This is a genomic window from Streptomyces sp. NPDC090445 (genome assembly GCF_044769385.1).
GTDB lineage: Bacteria > Actinomycetota > Actinomycetes > Streptomycetales > Streptomycetaceae > Streptomyces.
In genome coordinates, this window is the sequence record NZ_JBIVXV010000009.1 from 193,003 (window position 1) to 207,274 (window position 14,272).

Annotated in this window: 12 protein-coding genes; 3 read left to right on the forward strand and 9 right to left on the reverse strand. The window is 75.1% G+C overall.

Translation table 11 applies throughout. The features are described 5' to 3' along the window. Positions 1–118: 118 nt before the first annotated feature. Complete coding sequence (locus ACIQUT_RS20580) at positions 119–1,747, forward strand: glycosyl hydrolase (protein WP_403564371.1); 1,629 nt, start codon at positions 119–121, stop codon at positions 1,745–1,747. Between the two features lie 5 nt (positions 1,748–1,752). Here the strand turns inward: ACIQUT_RS20580 and ACIQUT_RS20585 are convergent, their stop codons facing one another. The 9 genes from ACIQUT_RS20585 to ACIQUT_RS20625 all read right to left on the reverse strand — a co-directional run bounded on the left by ACIQUT_RS20585 (position 1,753) and on the right by ACIQUT_RS20625 (position 12,877). Then, the gene (locus ACIQUT_RS20585; protein WP_403564373.1) at positions 1,753–2,895 is read right to left on the reverse strand and encodes a GNAT family N-acetyltransferase; all 1,143 of its coding nucleotides are present in this window, start codon (positions 2,893–2,895) and stop codon (positions 1,753–1,755) included. Next, a complete protein-coding gene (locus ACIQUT_RS20590) occupies positions 2,892–3,638 on the reverse strand; it encodes a lipopolysaccharide biosynthesis protein (protein ID WP_403564375.1) in 747 nt (248 codons plus the stop codon). Before ACIQUT_RS20590 ends, ACIQUT_RS20585 begins: the two co-directional genes overlap by 4 nt. A 67-nt stretch (positions 3,639–3,705) precedes the next feature. After that, positions 3,706–4,983, reverse strand: coding sequence for a glycosyltransferase (locus tag ACIQUT_RS20595; RefSeq protein ID WP_403564462.1), 1,278 nt, complete (start codon positions 4,981–4,983; stop codon positions 3,706–3,708). 14 nt (positions 4,984–4,997) lie between these two features. Next, complete coding sequence (locus tag ACIQUT_RS20600) at positions 4,998–5,777, reverse strand: polysaccharide deacetylase family protein (protein ID WP_403564377.1); 780 nt, start codon at positions 5,775–5,777, stop codon at positions 4,998–5,000. After that, complete coding sequence (murJ, locus tag ACIQUT_RS20605) at positions 5,767–7,617, reverse strand: murein biosynthesis integral membrane protein MurJ (protein ID WP_403564379.1); 1,851 nt, start codon at positions 7,615–7,617, stop codon at positions 5,767–5,769. The genes ACIQUT_RS20600 and murJ overlap by 11 nt, the downstream gene beginning before the upstream one ends. After that, positions 7,614–9,026 carry an O-antigen ligase family protein gene (locus tag ACIQUT_RS20610; RefSeq protein WP_403564381.1) on the reverse strand — a complete coding sequence of 471 codons (1,413 nt, stop codon included), beginning with the start codon at positions 9,024–9,026 and terminating at the stop codon, positions 7,614–7,616. Before ACIQUT_RS20610 ends, murJ begins: the two co-directional genes overlap by 4 nt. Positions 9,027–9,028: 2 nt before the next feature. Further along, the gene (locus tag ACIQUT_RS20615) at positions 9,029–10,540 is read right to left on the reverse strand and encodes an exopolysaccharide biosynthesis polyprenyl glycosylphosphotransferase (protein WP_403564382.1); all 1,512 of its coding nucleotides are present in this window, start codon (positions 10,538–10,540) and stop codon (positions 9,029–9,031) included. Then, the gene (locus ACIQUT_RS20620) at positions 10,537–11,754 is read right to left on the reverse strand and encodes a glycosyltransferase (RefSeq protein ID WP_403564384.1); all 1,218 of its coding nucleotides are present in this window, start codon (positions 11,752–11,754) and stop codon (positions 10,537–10,539) included. Before ACIQUT_RS20620 ends, ACIQUT_RS20615 begins: the two co-directional genes overlap by 4 nt. A gap of 19 nt (positions 11,755–11,773) precedes the next feature. After that, positions 11,774–12,877: a DUF3344 domain-containing protein gene (locus ACIQUT_RS20625; protein ID WP_403564386.1), complete on the reverse strand. Its 1,104-nt coding sequence runs from the start codon at positions 12,875–12,877 to the stop codon at positions 11,774–11,776. A gap of 348 nt (positions 12,878–13,225) precedes the next feature. Between ACIQUT_RS20625 and ACIQUT_RS20630 the strand changes: the two genes are divergently transcribed. Continuing rightward, complete coding sequence (locus ACIQUT_RS20630) at positions 13,226–13,636, forward strand: rodlin (protein ID WP_403564388.1); 411 nt, start codon at positions 13,226–13,228, stop codon at positions 13,634–13,636. A gap of 284 nt (positions 13,637–13,920) precedes the next feature. Continuing rightward, positions 13,921–14,154, forward strand: a complete 234-nt coding sequence (locus ACIQUT_RS20635) for a chaplin (RefSeq protein ID WP_403564389.1) — start codon at positions 13,921–13,923, stop codon at positions 14,152–14,154. Positions 14,155–14,272 lie beyond the last annotated feature (118 nt).

Consider the following 14,272-nt stretch of genomic DNA (forward strand, 5'->3'; position numbering starts at 1 on the left):
AGGGATGGTGCGCAACTGCAAATGGCCTATGGAGGCTGCCGTCGGGCAGGCCATTCATCGGATGTGATGCCTAACGTCTTGGGCAAGCGCACCGATTCGGGAGAGCCCGGGAGATGCCATGCCCAGAACACATCGCCACCTGGCGAGCACCTGCATCGGTACGGTCGCGGCCGGGCTGCTCGCCACCGGTGCCGCACTCGAACCCCCCGGCGACGACCTGCCGAAGGCCTCGGACACCGCGATGGGCGCCTACCTCGGCTACGGGCCGTCCGGGGTCGCGCGGATCCCGTTCCTGTCGAACTGGCTCGGCGGCAAGGAGATCCGCGTCGGCCACACCTACCTGCCGGGCGACCGCTGGGCCGGCATCGAGGGGAACGTCGGCTTCCTGGAGGACTGGGCCGAGTGGCGCCAGGCCGCGTCGGACCGGCTCTTCGTGCTCAACGTGCCCATGCAGGAGCGCAACGAGGGCCGGGTGCCGGACCAGCAGGTGGCCCGGCTGATCCGGGAGGGCGCCGAGGGCCGGTTCGACGCGCATTTCCGGAAGCTCGCCGAGCGGCTGGTGGACCTGGGCGTGCCGGACACGGTGATCGTGCTCGGCTGGGAGATGAACGGCGCCACCTACACCCACCGGTGCGCGCCGGACCCGGAGAACTGGAAGGTGTACTGGCGGCGCGTCGTCACCGCGATGCGGTCCGTCCCCGGGCAGGAGTTCAGCTTCGACTTCACCCCCAACCGGGGGACGGACGCGATCGGCTGGACCCGCTGCTACCCGGGCGACGACGTCGTCGACATCATCGGCATGGACTCCTACGACCAGGGTCCGGGCCGCACCTTCGACGACCAGATCACCCAGCCGTACGGGCTCCAGCACCACGTCGACTTCGCGAAGGCACACGGCAAGCGGGTCTCGTACCCGGAGTGGGGGCTGTTCCGCCGCGGGGACAACCCGGAGTACATGCGGCGCATGCTCCAGTGGATCGAGCAGCAGAAGCCGCTTTACCACACCATCACCGACTACTGCCCGCACGGCGTGTGGCAGTGCAAGCAGAACCCGCTGTCGGCGAAGGTGTTCCGCAAGGCGCTCACGCCCGAGGTGCCGGACCCGGTGGTCCCGACCCCCGTGGTGCCGACCCCCGTGGTGCCGACCCCCGTGGTGCCGACCCCCGTGGTGCCGACGCCGGTGGTCCCGACGCCGGTCGTGCCGACCCCGGCCGTCCCGACGCCGGTGGTCCCGACCCCGGCCGTCCCGACGCCCGTGGTGCCGACCCCGGCCGTGCCCACGCCCCAGATCCCGACCCCGCACATCCCGACCCCGCAGGTCCCGACCCCGGTCCCGTCCCCCGACCTGCCCGCGCCGAAGCCCTCGCCGCTGGTCCCCACGCCCGAGGCACCCGTCGTGACCCCGTCCCCGGTCGAGACCGCCCCCGAGGCCCCCGCGCCCTCCCCCGAGGTGCCGGAGAGCACGGCACCGGAGAGCCCGGCGGCCGAGAGCCCGGCGGCCACGCCCGTCGCGCCGAGCCCGGCCACGCCCGGCCCGGTCGCGCCGAGCCCCGCCGCCCCCAGCCCGGCCACGCCCAGCCCGGTCGTTCCCGATCCGGTGCCGCCCCGTCCGACACCCGTGAACAGCACGCAGTGGTGCCTGCCGCTCGGCCTCGGCGACTGGCTCTCCGAGCTGGTCGGCAAGCAGGCGGTGTGCATCACCCTCGACTGGGACTGGGGCCGGGACTCCGGCTTCTGGCCCTGGTAGACCCGTCATCGCACCCGCAGTTCGTTGAGCCGGGCCCGCCAGTCCCGGGCGGCCGGCAGCGCCTCGCGCAGGGCGTCCACCGCCCGCCCGCGCCCCGTCACCTGCGACTCGTGCAGCCGCAGCAGGGGCGCGAGCGCCGTCCGGGCCATCAGGAACCGCTGGTTGACGACCGTGTCGGGCCGCCAGTGGTTCTTGTACGGTTCGCTGCCGCGCAGGAAGCTCACCACCGGGCGGCCCTCCGCGAGGGCCCGGCCGGCCTCGTAGCGCAGCAGCAGCGTCGCCACGTCCACCTTCCGCGCCCGCAGGTCCGGGTCGGCCCCGTACAGGTACCCGCCGCTGAGCGCCCCCGACAGCAGCGTGACGTTGGCCGCCACCACCTTCCCGTCGAGCCGGAACTCGGTCAGCCGGCCCTCCCCCGCGCGCACCATCCGCCGGGTGGCCCGGGTCAGGTGCTCGGCGAAGCGGGGCTTGAGGTGCTCGGGGGTGACCCCGCGGCCGCGCCACTGCTTCTCGTGGAGCCGCAGCAGGGTCCGTACGGCACCGGGCACCTCGTGCTCGGTGACCTCGCGCTCCTCGATGCCGGCCGCGTCGGTCTTGCGGAGCTTGGCCCGCACCCGCTGGGCCCCGGAGGACGGCATCCGCTTGACCAGCTCGTCGAACGGCAGCGCGGGCAGTTCCATGCAGGTGGAATCGGCGAGCTTGCTGCGCACGCCCGGCCACTGCTCGTAGACGGCCTCGGCGGCCGCGCCGGGCCGCACCTCGCGCAGGTCGACGACGGCGCCGCGGGCCGCCCGGTGCAGCCCGTGGGCCAGCGCGGGCACGACCTGGTCGGCGTACGCGTCGGCCACGAGCACGTCGGAGTGGTCGGTGATGCCCCCGCCGAGCGGCACCAGCAGCGGCAGCGGCCGGTGGACGAGCATCAGCGGGGCGGCGCCGAGCAGTTCCCCGTCGCGCCGCACGAGCACGATCCGCAGCCGCCCGTCCCGGCCGTACGACAGCCACCAGGAGTGCAGCCAGGCGTGGCTCTGGAAGGGGGTGGCGGTACGACAGGAGCGGAACAGCCGGTTCCAGGGCTCGGCCAGTGCGGCGAACTGCCGGGGGTCACGGCACAGCGCCACCGACAGGGCCCCGGTGGAGCCCTGTGTCATCGCACGGACTCCTTCTCCTTGGATTCCGGGTGCTCGCCCTGGGCCGGCAGCGTGGGCGTGGCGGTGAACTCCTCGACGACGGCTTCTTCCTGCCGCGAGGACTGCTCCTGCCGCGAGGGCTGGTCCTGCCGCGGCAGCTGCTGCTGCTCCCGCCGCCCGCGGCCGGGCCGGGCCAGCATCCACAGGCCGCCGAGCAGCCCGCCGGCACACAGCCCGACGGCTCCGGAGACGGGGGCCGACGGCGAGACCGGATCGGCCGGGGCCACGGCCTGGCTGAACAGCAGCAGCTGCACGCCGGTGTTCTTGGCGGCCTGATTGCTGCTCAGCGACAGGGCGTCGGCCACCGCGTTGGCGATGTCGGCCGCCTCGGCGGCGCTCCGGGAGGTGCCGGTGACGGCGATCATCGGGGAGTCGGGGGAGGTCTCGGCGCGGACCTGGGTCCGCAGCCGGCGGGCGTCCAGCCCGGCGCGGGGCTGGGCGTACGCGAGGGTGGAGGTGCTGGTGGCGATGCGGCCGTACGCCTGGGCGAAGCCGAGGGCGGTGGCGGGCTCGGTGGTGTCGTCCGGGACGGCGACGACATAGCTGGTGGCGGCGTACTCGGGCGCCTTGAGGACGCCGTACGCGCCGCCCGCGGCCACGCCCAGCACGGCGCAGACGGGCAACGGCCACCAGGCGGGCGGCGGCAGCAGCCGGACCCGGCGGCGGCGGTGGTCGGACTTCTTCTGCTCGGCGGTGTCGGCCATGTGCGTGCTCACTTCCTGGGTGAAAAGGTGTTCCTCCCGGACCCGTTCGGGACCCGGGGCATACGGTTCAGTCCCGGTCCCCGGGCGCCGGCAGCGGCTCGCGCGCGGAACCCGTCGTGCCCGCGGGCGCAGCCGCCCGGCCGCCGGGCACGGCGGACGCCGGGGCGGGGGCCGCGGCCGGGGCGGCGGGTGTCGCGGGAGCCGGGGCGGGGCGGGGGGACGGCGGGCGGGGGGCGAGGGCCAGCCGGTACACGTCCAGCAGTTGCTCCGCGCTGCGCGCGATGTCGTAGCGCCGGACCACGGGCGGCGGCGGCAGCCGGGTGGCGCCCGCCTCCATGTGCCCGCGCAGGGCGGCGACCAGCTCCTCCGGCCCGGTGCCGATCCGCCGCGCGCCCGGTGCCTCCGCGGTCGGCAGGTCGTCGATCGCCGGGCAGGTGACGTGCAGCACCGGCAGCCCGGACGCCAGCGCCTCCACCACCGCCAGCCCGAACGCCTCCTCCCGCGACGGCGACACGAACACGTCCATCGCGGACAGCAGCGCCGGGATCCCCGGCGTGCGCCCGTCCGGGCCGTCGCCCAGCGGGTCCCGCTCGCCCAGCAGGTGGATCCGGTTCTGCGCGCCGAGCTCGGCGGCCAGCCGGCGCAGCGCGGCCCGCTCGGGCCCCTCCCCGGCCAGCAGCAGGTGCGCGCCCGGCAGCGCCGCCACCGCCCGGACCAGTGCGTCGAACCGCTTGCCCGGCACCAGCCGGCCGACCCCGCCGACGACGAACGCCCGCTCGGGCAGCCCGGTCCGGGCCCGCGTGGCCCGGCGCACCCCGGCGTCGAAGCGGAACCGGGCGGCCTCGATCCCGTTCGGCACGACGTGCACCCGGGCCGCGGGCACGCCCCACCCGGCCAGCCGGTCCGCGACCGTGTCGGAGACGGCCACCGTCGCCGCGCCCAGCCGCTCGCTCGCCAGGTACAGGGCCCGGACCCCGCCGGTGAGCGGTCGGCCCTCGATCTCGGCGTCGCCGAGGGAGTGCTCGGTGGCGACGGCCGCCCCGGTGCCCGCGAGCCGGGCGGCGAGCCGCCCGTACACGCAGGCCCGGTACAGGTGGGTGTGGACGAGGTCGTACCGGCCGCGCCGGACGAACCGCGCCAGCCGGGGCAGCGCCCCTAGGTCCCGGTTGCCGCGCATGCCCAGGTGGACCACGCGCACCCCGTCGGCGCGCAGCCCCTCGGCGACGGGCCCCGGGTTGGTCAGGGTCAGCACGTCGCAGCGCATCGGCAGGTGCCGCAGCAGCAGCCGCAGCTGCTGCTCGGCGCCGCCGACGCCGAGCCCGGTGATGACGTGCAGCACCCGCAGGTCCTCCAGCGGCTTCACCGGTGCACCGCCCGGCCCAGCTCCCGCACCCGGTGCCGCAGCTGCTTGATCCGCAGCCGCCCGCTGCCGTCGGCCTGGCTGACGTGCGTGCGCGGCAGGGCGTGCGGGCCGGCCAGCCGCCCGGGGTCGATGGCGCAGGCGTACCCGTACCCGGCGGCCCGCGTCGCGTCGACGACCCGCGCGTCGAGGTAGCCGTACGGGTAGCAGAACCCCTCGGGCAGGGTTCCGGTCAGTTCGCGCAGCAGCTCCCGGCTGCCCCGCAGCTCCTGCTGGAGCACGTCGTCGGGGACGGCGGTGAGGTCCTGGTGGAGCAGCCCGTGGGAGCCGATCTCCTGCCCGGCGGCGGCGACCTCGCGGATGCCCTCGGCGGTGAGCAGCGGTTTGCGCGGCCCCAGCGGATCCCACACGTTGTCCACGCCGAGCCGCCCGGGCAGCACGAACAGGGTGGAGGTGCAGTCGAAGCGGCGCAGCACCGGCAGTGCCCCGGTCAGGTAGTCGGTGTAGCCGTCGTCGAAGGTCAGCCCGACCAGTCCGGAGCCGCGCCCGGCGGCGCGGGCCCGCAGCAGTTCGCCGACGGAGACCCCGCGCAGGCCGCGCGAGCGCAGCCACTGCAGCTGGGCCTCCAGGGTGCGGGGGGTGACGGTGATGCCGTACGGGTCCTCGGCGGGATCGGTGAACTCGGTGACCGAGTGGTACATCAGGACCCACGGCGAGGCGGCGGTCCGGCGGGCGGGAGCCTTCGCGGCGGCCGGTGCCGTGTCGGCGTCAGCGGACATTGCGGACATTGCGGAACCTCTGGGTCGTGTGGGCGATCTGGGCGGACAGGGTGGTGATTTCGAGCGCCCGTATGGCCGTGCCGGCGGCCGCGAACATGGCCGGGACCAGCAGGCAGCCGAGTGCGGCGCTGAGCAGCGGGTCGGGGATCATCGGCCCGGCGATCCAGCCGGTGCCGCAGGCGGCGAACGAGGCGACGGAGAGCCGGCCGATGCTGAGGGCGACCCGGCGGGCCTGGATCGCGATGATCCGCCGGCCGATGCCGAGGAGCAGCAGCACGGCGGTGGTGGAGATGCCGGCCGCGTTGGCGCCGGCGAGGCCGTACACGCCCCACCAGCGGACGGCGGCGGCTCCGCCCGCGATGTTGACGAGGAGTCCGGCGCCCATCGCGAGCGCCGGGAACCAGGTGGGCCGGGCGGTCGCGAAGAAGGGCCGGCTGAGGGCGCCGACGAGGCAGTGGCCGAGGAGTCCGAGGCCGTAGACGCGCATGACGGCGGCGGTGGCCCGGGTGTCCTCGTGGGTGAAGGCGCCGCGCTCGAAGAGGACCTCGATGATCTGCGGGGCGTAGCCGATGACGAGGGCGGTGCCGACGAGGACGGCGAGGCAGGCCAGCGCCAGGTCCTGTTCGACGCGCCGGCGGGCCTTCTCGCGTTCGCCGCCGGCCATGGCCTGGGCGACGACGGGGAAGGTGACGGTGCAGATCATCAGGGACAGCACCATCGGCATCTGCGCGACCTTCTGCGCGTAGTTCAGGTGCGAGATGGCCCCGGGGGGCAGGGACGCGGCGAGGAACCGCTCGACGAGCACCTGCGACTGCCGGAAGACGGCGAAGCAGATGACGGGGGCGATCACGCCGAGGGCGATCAGGGTGGGCCGGTCCCGGTCGCGCTGGCTGCGCGGCGCGTCCTTGGCCCGGGACTGGCCGAAGCCCACGTTCCGGATGAACGCGGGCAGTTGGACGAGGACCATCAGCAGCCCGCCGGCCGCGACCCCGGCGGCCGCCGCCCGCACGCCCCACACGGCGTGCAGGGCGATCATCGTCCCGATGATCCCGACGTTGTACGAGACGTAGATCGCGGCCGGCGGCACGAAGGAGCGGTGGGCCCGCAGGGCGGCGCTGAAGTACCCGGCGAGCCCGAAGGACAGCACGGTCAGCGCGGTGAGCCGGGTGCACTCGACGGCGAGGCCGGGGTCGGGCAGCCCGGGCGCGAGGACGGCGACGACGAGCGGCGCGGCGACGACCAGCAGGGACGCGACGGCGGCCAGGAACACCGCCAGCCGCGGCAGGGTCGCCCGCACCAGCAGCCGTACGGGGTCCTGCGCGCGGGCCTCCATCCGGCTGAGCCCGGCCCGGGCGGCCGCCCGCCGGGCGAGGGCGTGGCTGAACGCGGGCACCATCAGCAGCGCCATGGCGTCCTCGATCAGCAGGGTCGAGGCCATCTCCGGGACGGTCCAGGAGATGAGGAAGGCGTCGCTGTCGTGCCCGGCGCCGAAGAGGTGGGCAATGGTCTGGTCCCGGGCCAGCCCGAGCACCGAGCCCGCGGCGGTGAGTCCGGCGGTGACGGCGGCGGCCTTGGCCAGGAACCGGCCGAGCGGTGCGGGCGCGCCCCGGTCGGGACCGGAGCCCGGGCCGGGGCCGGCGGGTCCGCCGGGGCCCGCGGGGCCGGTGGCCCCGGGCAGCGCGGGCGGCCGCCGGCCCGGGGCGGTGGCCTGGCCGTGGGCCGCGGCGGGCTTCGGGGGGTGCGGGGGGTGCGGCTTCGGCGGGTGCGGCGGACGGCCCGCAGCCGCGGCAACGTCGGTCGCCGCGGCTGCGGGCCGCCTCCAGGGCGTCGTATCGGTCACCGGCCGGCCGCACCGGAAGCGGCGCGCGGGCCGGCCGGGGACGGCAGCGCCCACCAGGCCGCCAGTCCGATGATCACTCCGGTGAGGACCGTGGACGGCCCGCCGATGTCCGCGTAGAGGAAGTCGGTGAGCTGCCACACCAGCAGCCCGATCGCGATCAGCCCGCAGTCCCGGATCGAGCGGTCCGACCGGTCCGCTCCGCCCGCGCCGGCGGTGCCGTACGGATCCTGCGCGCGCCCCGCGGCGTACCGGCGGATCCCGGCGACCAGCAGCGCCGCCCAGCCGCCCGCGAGCGCGACCAGCCCGATCAGCCCCTGCTCGCCGAGGACCAGCAGGTACATGTTGTGCGGCGAGAGCAGCGGCTGGCGGACGTACCCCTGTCCGGCGCCGGCGGTGTCGCTGCCGGAGGACAGTCCCAGCGAGGCGTGCCCGTCCCGGTGGGCCGGGAACCCCTTGAGCCCCACGCCCACCGCGGGCCGCTCCTGCCACATCGCCCCGGCGGCGGCCCACATCGTGTAGCGGTCGATGACCGACTGGTCGGGGGCGCTGGAGACCTGCGTGATCGAGGTCAGCCGCTCGGCCACCATCGCGGACCCGACCCCGAGCCCGCCGACCAGCACCACACCGAGCGCGGTGAGCGCCACCAGCACCCGCACCGCCCGCCGGATCCCGGCCAGCAGCATCACCAGCACCGCCGTGCCGGCCGTGGCGATCCACGCGCCCCGGCTGAACGACAGCACCAGCGGCACCACCAGCAGCAGCGCCGTGCCGCCCGCCACCCGGCGCACCGGCCTCGGCAGGCCCGGGGCCAGCGCCGCGGCCGTCGCCACGACCAGCCCGTACGCCACGACGGTGGCCATGCCCATCACGTCGCCGGGGCCGAAGGTGCCGACGGCCCGGACGTCCTCGCCCTGGTAGGAGGCGCCGGTGTGGGTCACGTACTGCACGACCCCGACCGCGCCCTGCACCAGGGCCAGCACCGTGAAGCACCCGGCGGCCACCCGGAACTCCCCGGCGTCGCGCACCAGCAGCACCACCGCCACCGGGACCAGGACGAACACCTGCAGGTAGCGGACGAACCCCGGCAGGGCCGCCTGCGGGTCCCCGGCGGTCGCCGTCGCGACGGCCAGCCCCACGGCGGGGGCCCCGAGCACCAGCACCGCGAGCGGGCTCAGCGCCCGCACCCGGCCGCGCAGCGCCTGCACCGCGCACACCAGCACCAGCACCAGCGAGGCCGCGTCGGCCGGGCCGACCTTGCCCGAGATACTCGCGTCGCCGGCGGGCACCGGGACCAGCAGCATCAGGACGGTCGCGGCGAGCGGCAGCAGCGGCCAGTGCCGCCGCACCAGGCGGGGCACGTCCGGCCGCGCCCCGCCCGGTGCGGCGGCCGTCGTCACGGCGAGGCTCATGGTCAGCTGCCCCCCAGCCGGAAGCGGAAGAAGGAGGCCGCGGTGCGGGCGAGGATCCACAGGTCCTGCCACAGCGACCAGGTGTCGATGTAGTGGTTGTCGAAGCGGGCCCGGTCCTCGATGGAGGTGTCCCCGCGCAGCCCGTTGATCTGGGCGAGTCCGGTGATCCCGACGGGCATCCGGTGCCGGGCCTCGTAGCCGGGGTGCACACTGCTGAACTTCGCGACGAAGAAGGGCCGCTCGGGCCGCGGGCCGACCAGGCTCATGTCGCCGCGCACCACGTTCCACAGCTGCGGCAGCTCGTCCAGGGAGGACTTGCGCAGGAAGGAGCCGACGGGGCTCATCCGGTGGTCGCCGGCGACGGTCCACCGGGTGGCGGACTCGTGCTCGTCGGCCCGCAGGGTGCGGAACTTCAGCAGGGTGAACGGGCGCCCGTACAGGCCGACCCGCTCCTGGCGGAAGATCACCCCGGGCCCGTCGGAGACCCGCACGGCCAGCGCGCACAGCCCCATCAGCGGCGCGGCGGCGAGCAGCGCGCACAGGGCGAGGCCGCTGTCGAGGCCCCGCTTCACCCAGCGCTCCAGCTGCCGGGCCGGGCGCGGCAGCAGCGGCTGGACGGCGTACCCCCACAGCTGGTCGGCGGGCTGGGCGACCCGCATGCCGGTGACCTTGGCGGTCCCGGCGGGGTCGGCGAGCCAGAGCCGGCAGCCGTGGTCGTGGAAGAGGCGGACGAGGGAGGCGGTGTGCTCGTCCGCCTCCGGCGGCCGGGTGAAGACGGCGGCCCGGACGGAGTTCTGGATGACCGCGCGCCGGATGTCCTCGTGGGTGGCGAGGACGGGCATCGCGCCGTCGCCGCCGGGCCCGGCCGCGGTGTCGGCGAGCCCTACGGGCCGCAGCCCGTACTCGGGGTGCCCGTGCAGGGCGGCGGCGACCGCGGCGGCCCCGGCGCCGGGTCCGACGACGAGGGCCGAGGCGGGCCGGCGGCGGGCGGAGCGGCGGCGGAGCCGGATGACGAAGCCGCGGCCCGCGCACACCAAGGCGGTCTGCAGGCAGGCGGCGGCAAGCAGCGCCCACCAGCCGAAGGCCCGGCGGGGTTCGACGGCGGCGGCGACGGCGGCCGCCCCGCACCACAGGGCGGCGGACCGCGCGGCCAGCGCGGGCAGTTCGAGCAGGGCGGACGGGGCCAGCCGCGGCCGGTACAGCCCGGCCTGCGCGTGCAGCAGGGCGAGCAGGACGGCGAGCGGTACGGCCGCCTCGCGCGGGAGTGCCGGCCCGGGCACGGCGGCCGTGGTCAGTACGACGGCCAGGGCGTCGGCGGCCAGCAGCGGGAGCGCCCCGTGGCGGCGCCGGTCCCGCCGCTGCCGCACCAGCGGCCTGGCCTGGCCGGCCCTGGACCCCCGCGGCGGGTGGATGGCGGTGACGGTCCGTCGGACGGCGGCCGTGCCGGCGGCGCCGGCCGCATGCCCCGTGCCGCCCTGTCCGGTGTGCCGGGGGGGTGCGCTGTCCATCGTCATCGGCTGATGCGCTCCTGGTTCGAGGGCCGGGGCCTGCCCAGCAGTTCGTGGTACAGACCGGTGACCGCGTCCGTGGTCCGCCGCACGTCGAATTCGGTCCGGGCGTGCTGCTGGGCCTGCTCGCCGAGTTCGGCGAGCAGCCGCGGCTCGGCGAGCAGCCGACCCAGGGCCTTGGCCAGGGCCGTCGGATCCTCCGGCGGCACCAGGCAGAGCCGTCCCTGGCCGGGCGGCAGGCTTTCCCTGGCACCGCTGACGTCGGAGACCAGGACCGGTCGGCCGCTGGCCATGGCTTCCAGCGGGGCGAGCGCCATGCCTTCCCACCGCGACGGCAGTACAACGAGATCGGCGGCCCGAAGCCACGGTCGGATGTCGGCGGCCCCACCCGCGAAGAGGACTCCGGGTGGGGCCGAACGGCGCAGTTTCTCGGTGTCGGGGCCGTCCCCGACGAGGGCGAGGCGGGCCTCAGGGAGGTTGCCGAGCACCTCCCGCCAGGCGCGCAGCAGCACGTCCTGTCCCTTCTGCCGGCAGAGCCTGCCCACGCAGACGGCGAGCGGCCCGTCGCCCGGGAAGGCGGCGGGCAGCGGGAGTCCGGCGCGGGCGGCGGTGCGGTCCTCCGCCCGGTCCGGGCCGCCGGGGCGGTAGTGGTCCAGGTCCACCCCGTTGCGGATCACCGACCAGCGGGCGGCGATCCCCTCGGCCTCGCCGACCCGCCGTTCGGCCTCGCTGACACAGAGCACCCGGTCGGCCCAGCGGACCCCGAAGCGCTCCCAGCGCCGGGCGAGGGCGCCGGTGGCCCCGCCGACCGCGTCGAACGACCAGGCGTGCGGCTGGAACACGGTGGGGACCCGGCCGCGGGCGGCGAGCCGGCCGGCCAGCCCGGCCTTGGCACTGTGGGCGTGCAGGACGTCGGGGCGGGCGCGGCGGATCACCCGGCGGGCGCCCATGACCTCGGCGGCCAGGTCGGGTCCGGGGGCGCGGCCGGCCCGCCAGGCGAGCACCTCGGCGCCGGCGGCGCGGGCCTCCTCGGCGAGCCGGCCGCCGCGCGGGCAGCCGACGACGGTGCGCAGGCCGGCGGCGGTCTGGGCGCGGACGAGGTCGACGACGACGCGGGCGACCCCGCCGTCGACGGGCTGGACGAGGTGCAGGACGGTCAGGTCGGGTGCGGTCGGGGGCTGCGCGGGGCAGGGCTGGGCAGGGGCAGGCTGTGTCGGCACGCGGAGCGGTCTCCTACGTTCAGCGGCGCGCGTCTGTCTGAACGAAGAGCACGCCGAGGAATTGGCCCTGGCTTTCGCCCGTGAACCTGAAGCTCAGGCTGCGGGCGCCACCGGAGAGGGTGGGACTCAGGTCGAACACGTCCGCGTCATATCCGAGATTGTTCAGGTGTTCGGGCTGTCGCACGGACGCGGGTTGTCCGAATTCCGTGATCGTGGAATTCATGACATCGTTGAAAGGGTTTTCTTCGTCGCTGACGTCGGTCCGGCGCCCGGAGTCGGCGATCACGGTGAGTGAGTCCCCGAGGGTGCCCCGGTCGCCGTCGTACGCCACCACGCCGACCTTGCCCGAGGCCCCGGCCGGTGCACCCATCCCCGCGATCTCGATCGACTCGCCCGCCGCCTCGCCCGCCCCCGCGGCGATGCCCTCGAAGCCGTCCCACAGCGAGATCCGGCGCAGCGGCTCCTGCGGGTGCTCGTAGGCGACGACCAGCGTCCAGCCGCCCCACGCCCCCGCCTCGGACCGGCCCATGGCGATGTTGAGCTGGGCGACCGTCCACATCCCGGCGCCGCCCTTGCGGACCATCGGCGTCACGTCGGCGGAGGCCTGGTACGCGTCGCTGCCCTCGTCCGTGCGGTGCCCGATCACGGTGTCGGCGAGGACCTCCTTGTACGCGCCGCCCGGCTCGGCGACGAGCACCCGCCCGTTGTCCTCCGGCGGCTTCTGCTCGCCGACGCGCAGGTTCCCGCCCCAGTACAGGCGGGCGTACGAGACCTGTGCGCCCGGCGGGACCTTCAGTTCGGCGCGGGTGGAGTTGTAGGTGTCCGGGTCCTTGTCGACCTCGCTGTAGAACATCTCGAAGTCGCTGTTGACCCCGGCCGCGCCCTTCTTGACCTCGGCGCACGGCGCGGCGTCGGGGGCCTCCTCCCTGCGGCAGCCGATCGAGGAGTTGGAGGCCCGGACCAGCCCGCCGTGCAGCACCGCCTGGTAACGCTCCGTGAACGGAACCCGGGGTGCCTCTTTGGGGCCTGGCGGAGCCTCCGCGCCCGCGGCGGGAACGGTGGCCGAAAGTGCGAGGCAGGACAGGAGGCCGAGCATGCCGAGGATTCTGCGGGAGGAACCCATGACCCTGTCTCCATTTTCGATCAAGAGGGACAAAACAGGAGTGAACTTTGTCAGAAACCCGACCCGGAATCACGCCGGACTCGCACGTACGGCCTTTTGGGCGATAACACGCACCCTCGCAGGCGGCGAGTCGTTATGCGGGTGCGCCGCCGCTCGCACCGAAAGGGAAACCGGACCCGGCGTCCGGCGGCGTCCGCGCCGCTCCCGCCCCGACCCGACCGCACACCCGAGCGTCAACCGCGCCACCCGAAACGGCGGCATCTGGGTGAAGCCACGCAACCCGAGCCGACGGCGCCCCGTTGACCCGGGTGCTCAAGTACCGGGCAATCCTGCAAAAAAGGGACCACAATGATCAAGAAGATGATGGCCACGGCGGCGGCTGCGGCCTCGGTCGTGGGCATCGGTGCCGCCGCGGCGCCGCAGGCGATGGCCATCGGGAACGACAACGGCATCAACACCGTCAACGGCAACGGCGCGTCGCAGATCTACGGCAACCAGGCCACCTACGGGAACATGAGCCCGCAGATGGCGCTGATCCAGGGCTCCTTCAACAAGCCCTGCATCGCCCTGCCCGCGAAGGTCAACGCCCAGTCGCTCCTCGCCCTGGTGAACGTCGGCGTCCAGGACATCCCGATCCTGTCCAACCCGATGAACCAGCAGTGTGTCGAGAACTCCACCCAGGCCAAGGGCGACGAGCCGCTCTCGCACATCCTGGACAACATCCCGATCCTGTCCGGCAACGCCTCCGCCGGCAGCTGACCCTCCCCGCGCCACCGAGGCCGTCGCACCTCCGGGTCGCGGCGGCCTCGCCGCGTACGACCCTGCCCCCCGCCCCGCCCTCGCCCCCTCCCGCCCTGTGCGCCCTCCCGCCCTCCCGCCCTCCCGCCCGGAAATGGCCGCGGAAATCCGCGCCCCCATTTCCGGCCGCCGGACCGCCGGGGCAATTCCGAAGGCGCCCCGGAAAACCGGGAGTTTCCTTCACACCGCCTGCTCGTTGTTGTTTCTGCAGTGGACAAGCCGCTGCGGGAAAGGATCGAAATCACATGACGTACAAGAAGGCAGTGGTGCTGGCCGCCGGCGTTCTGATGGCCGCCGGTGCCGCCGCCCCCGCCATGGCCGACTCCGTTGCCGAGGGTCAGGCCATCGGCTCCCCCGGCGTCGTCTCCGGCAACCTCGTCCAGGTTCCGGTCAACGTCCCGGTCAACGTCTGCGGCAACACCATCAACGTCATCGCCCTGCTGAACCCCACGTTCGGCAACACCTGCGTCAACGCCTGACGAAGCGCCTGCGCCCGCAGGGGCGAACCTCCTCGGGGTGGCCTCGGAGTGCACGGCGGTGCGCTCCGAGGCCACCTTCGATTCAGCACCGGCCCCCGCGCCGGTAGACAGGGAAGGA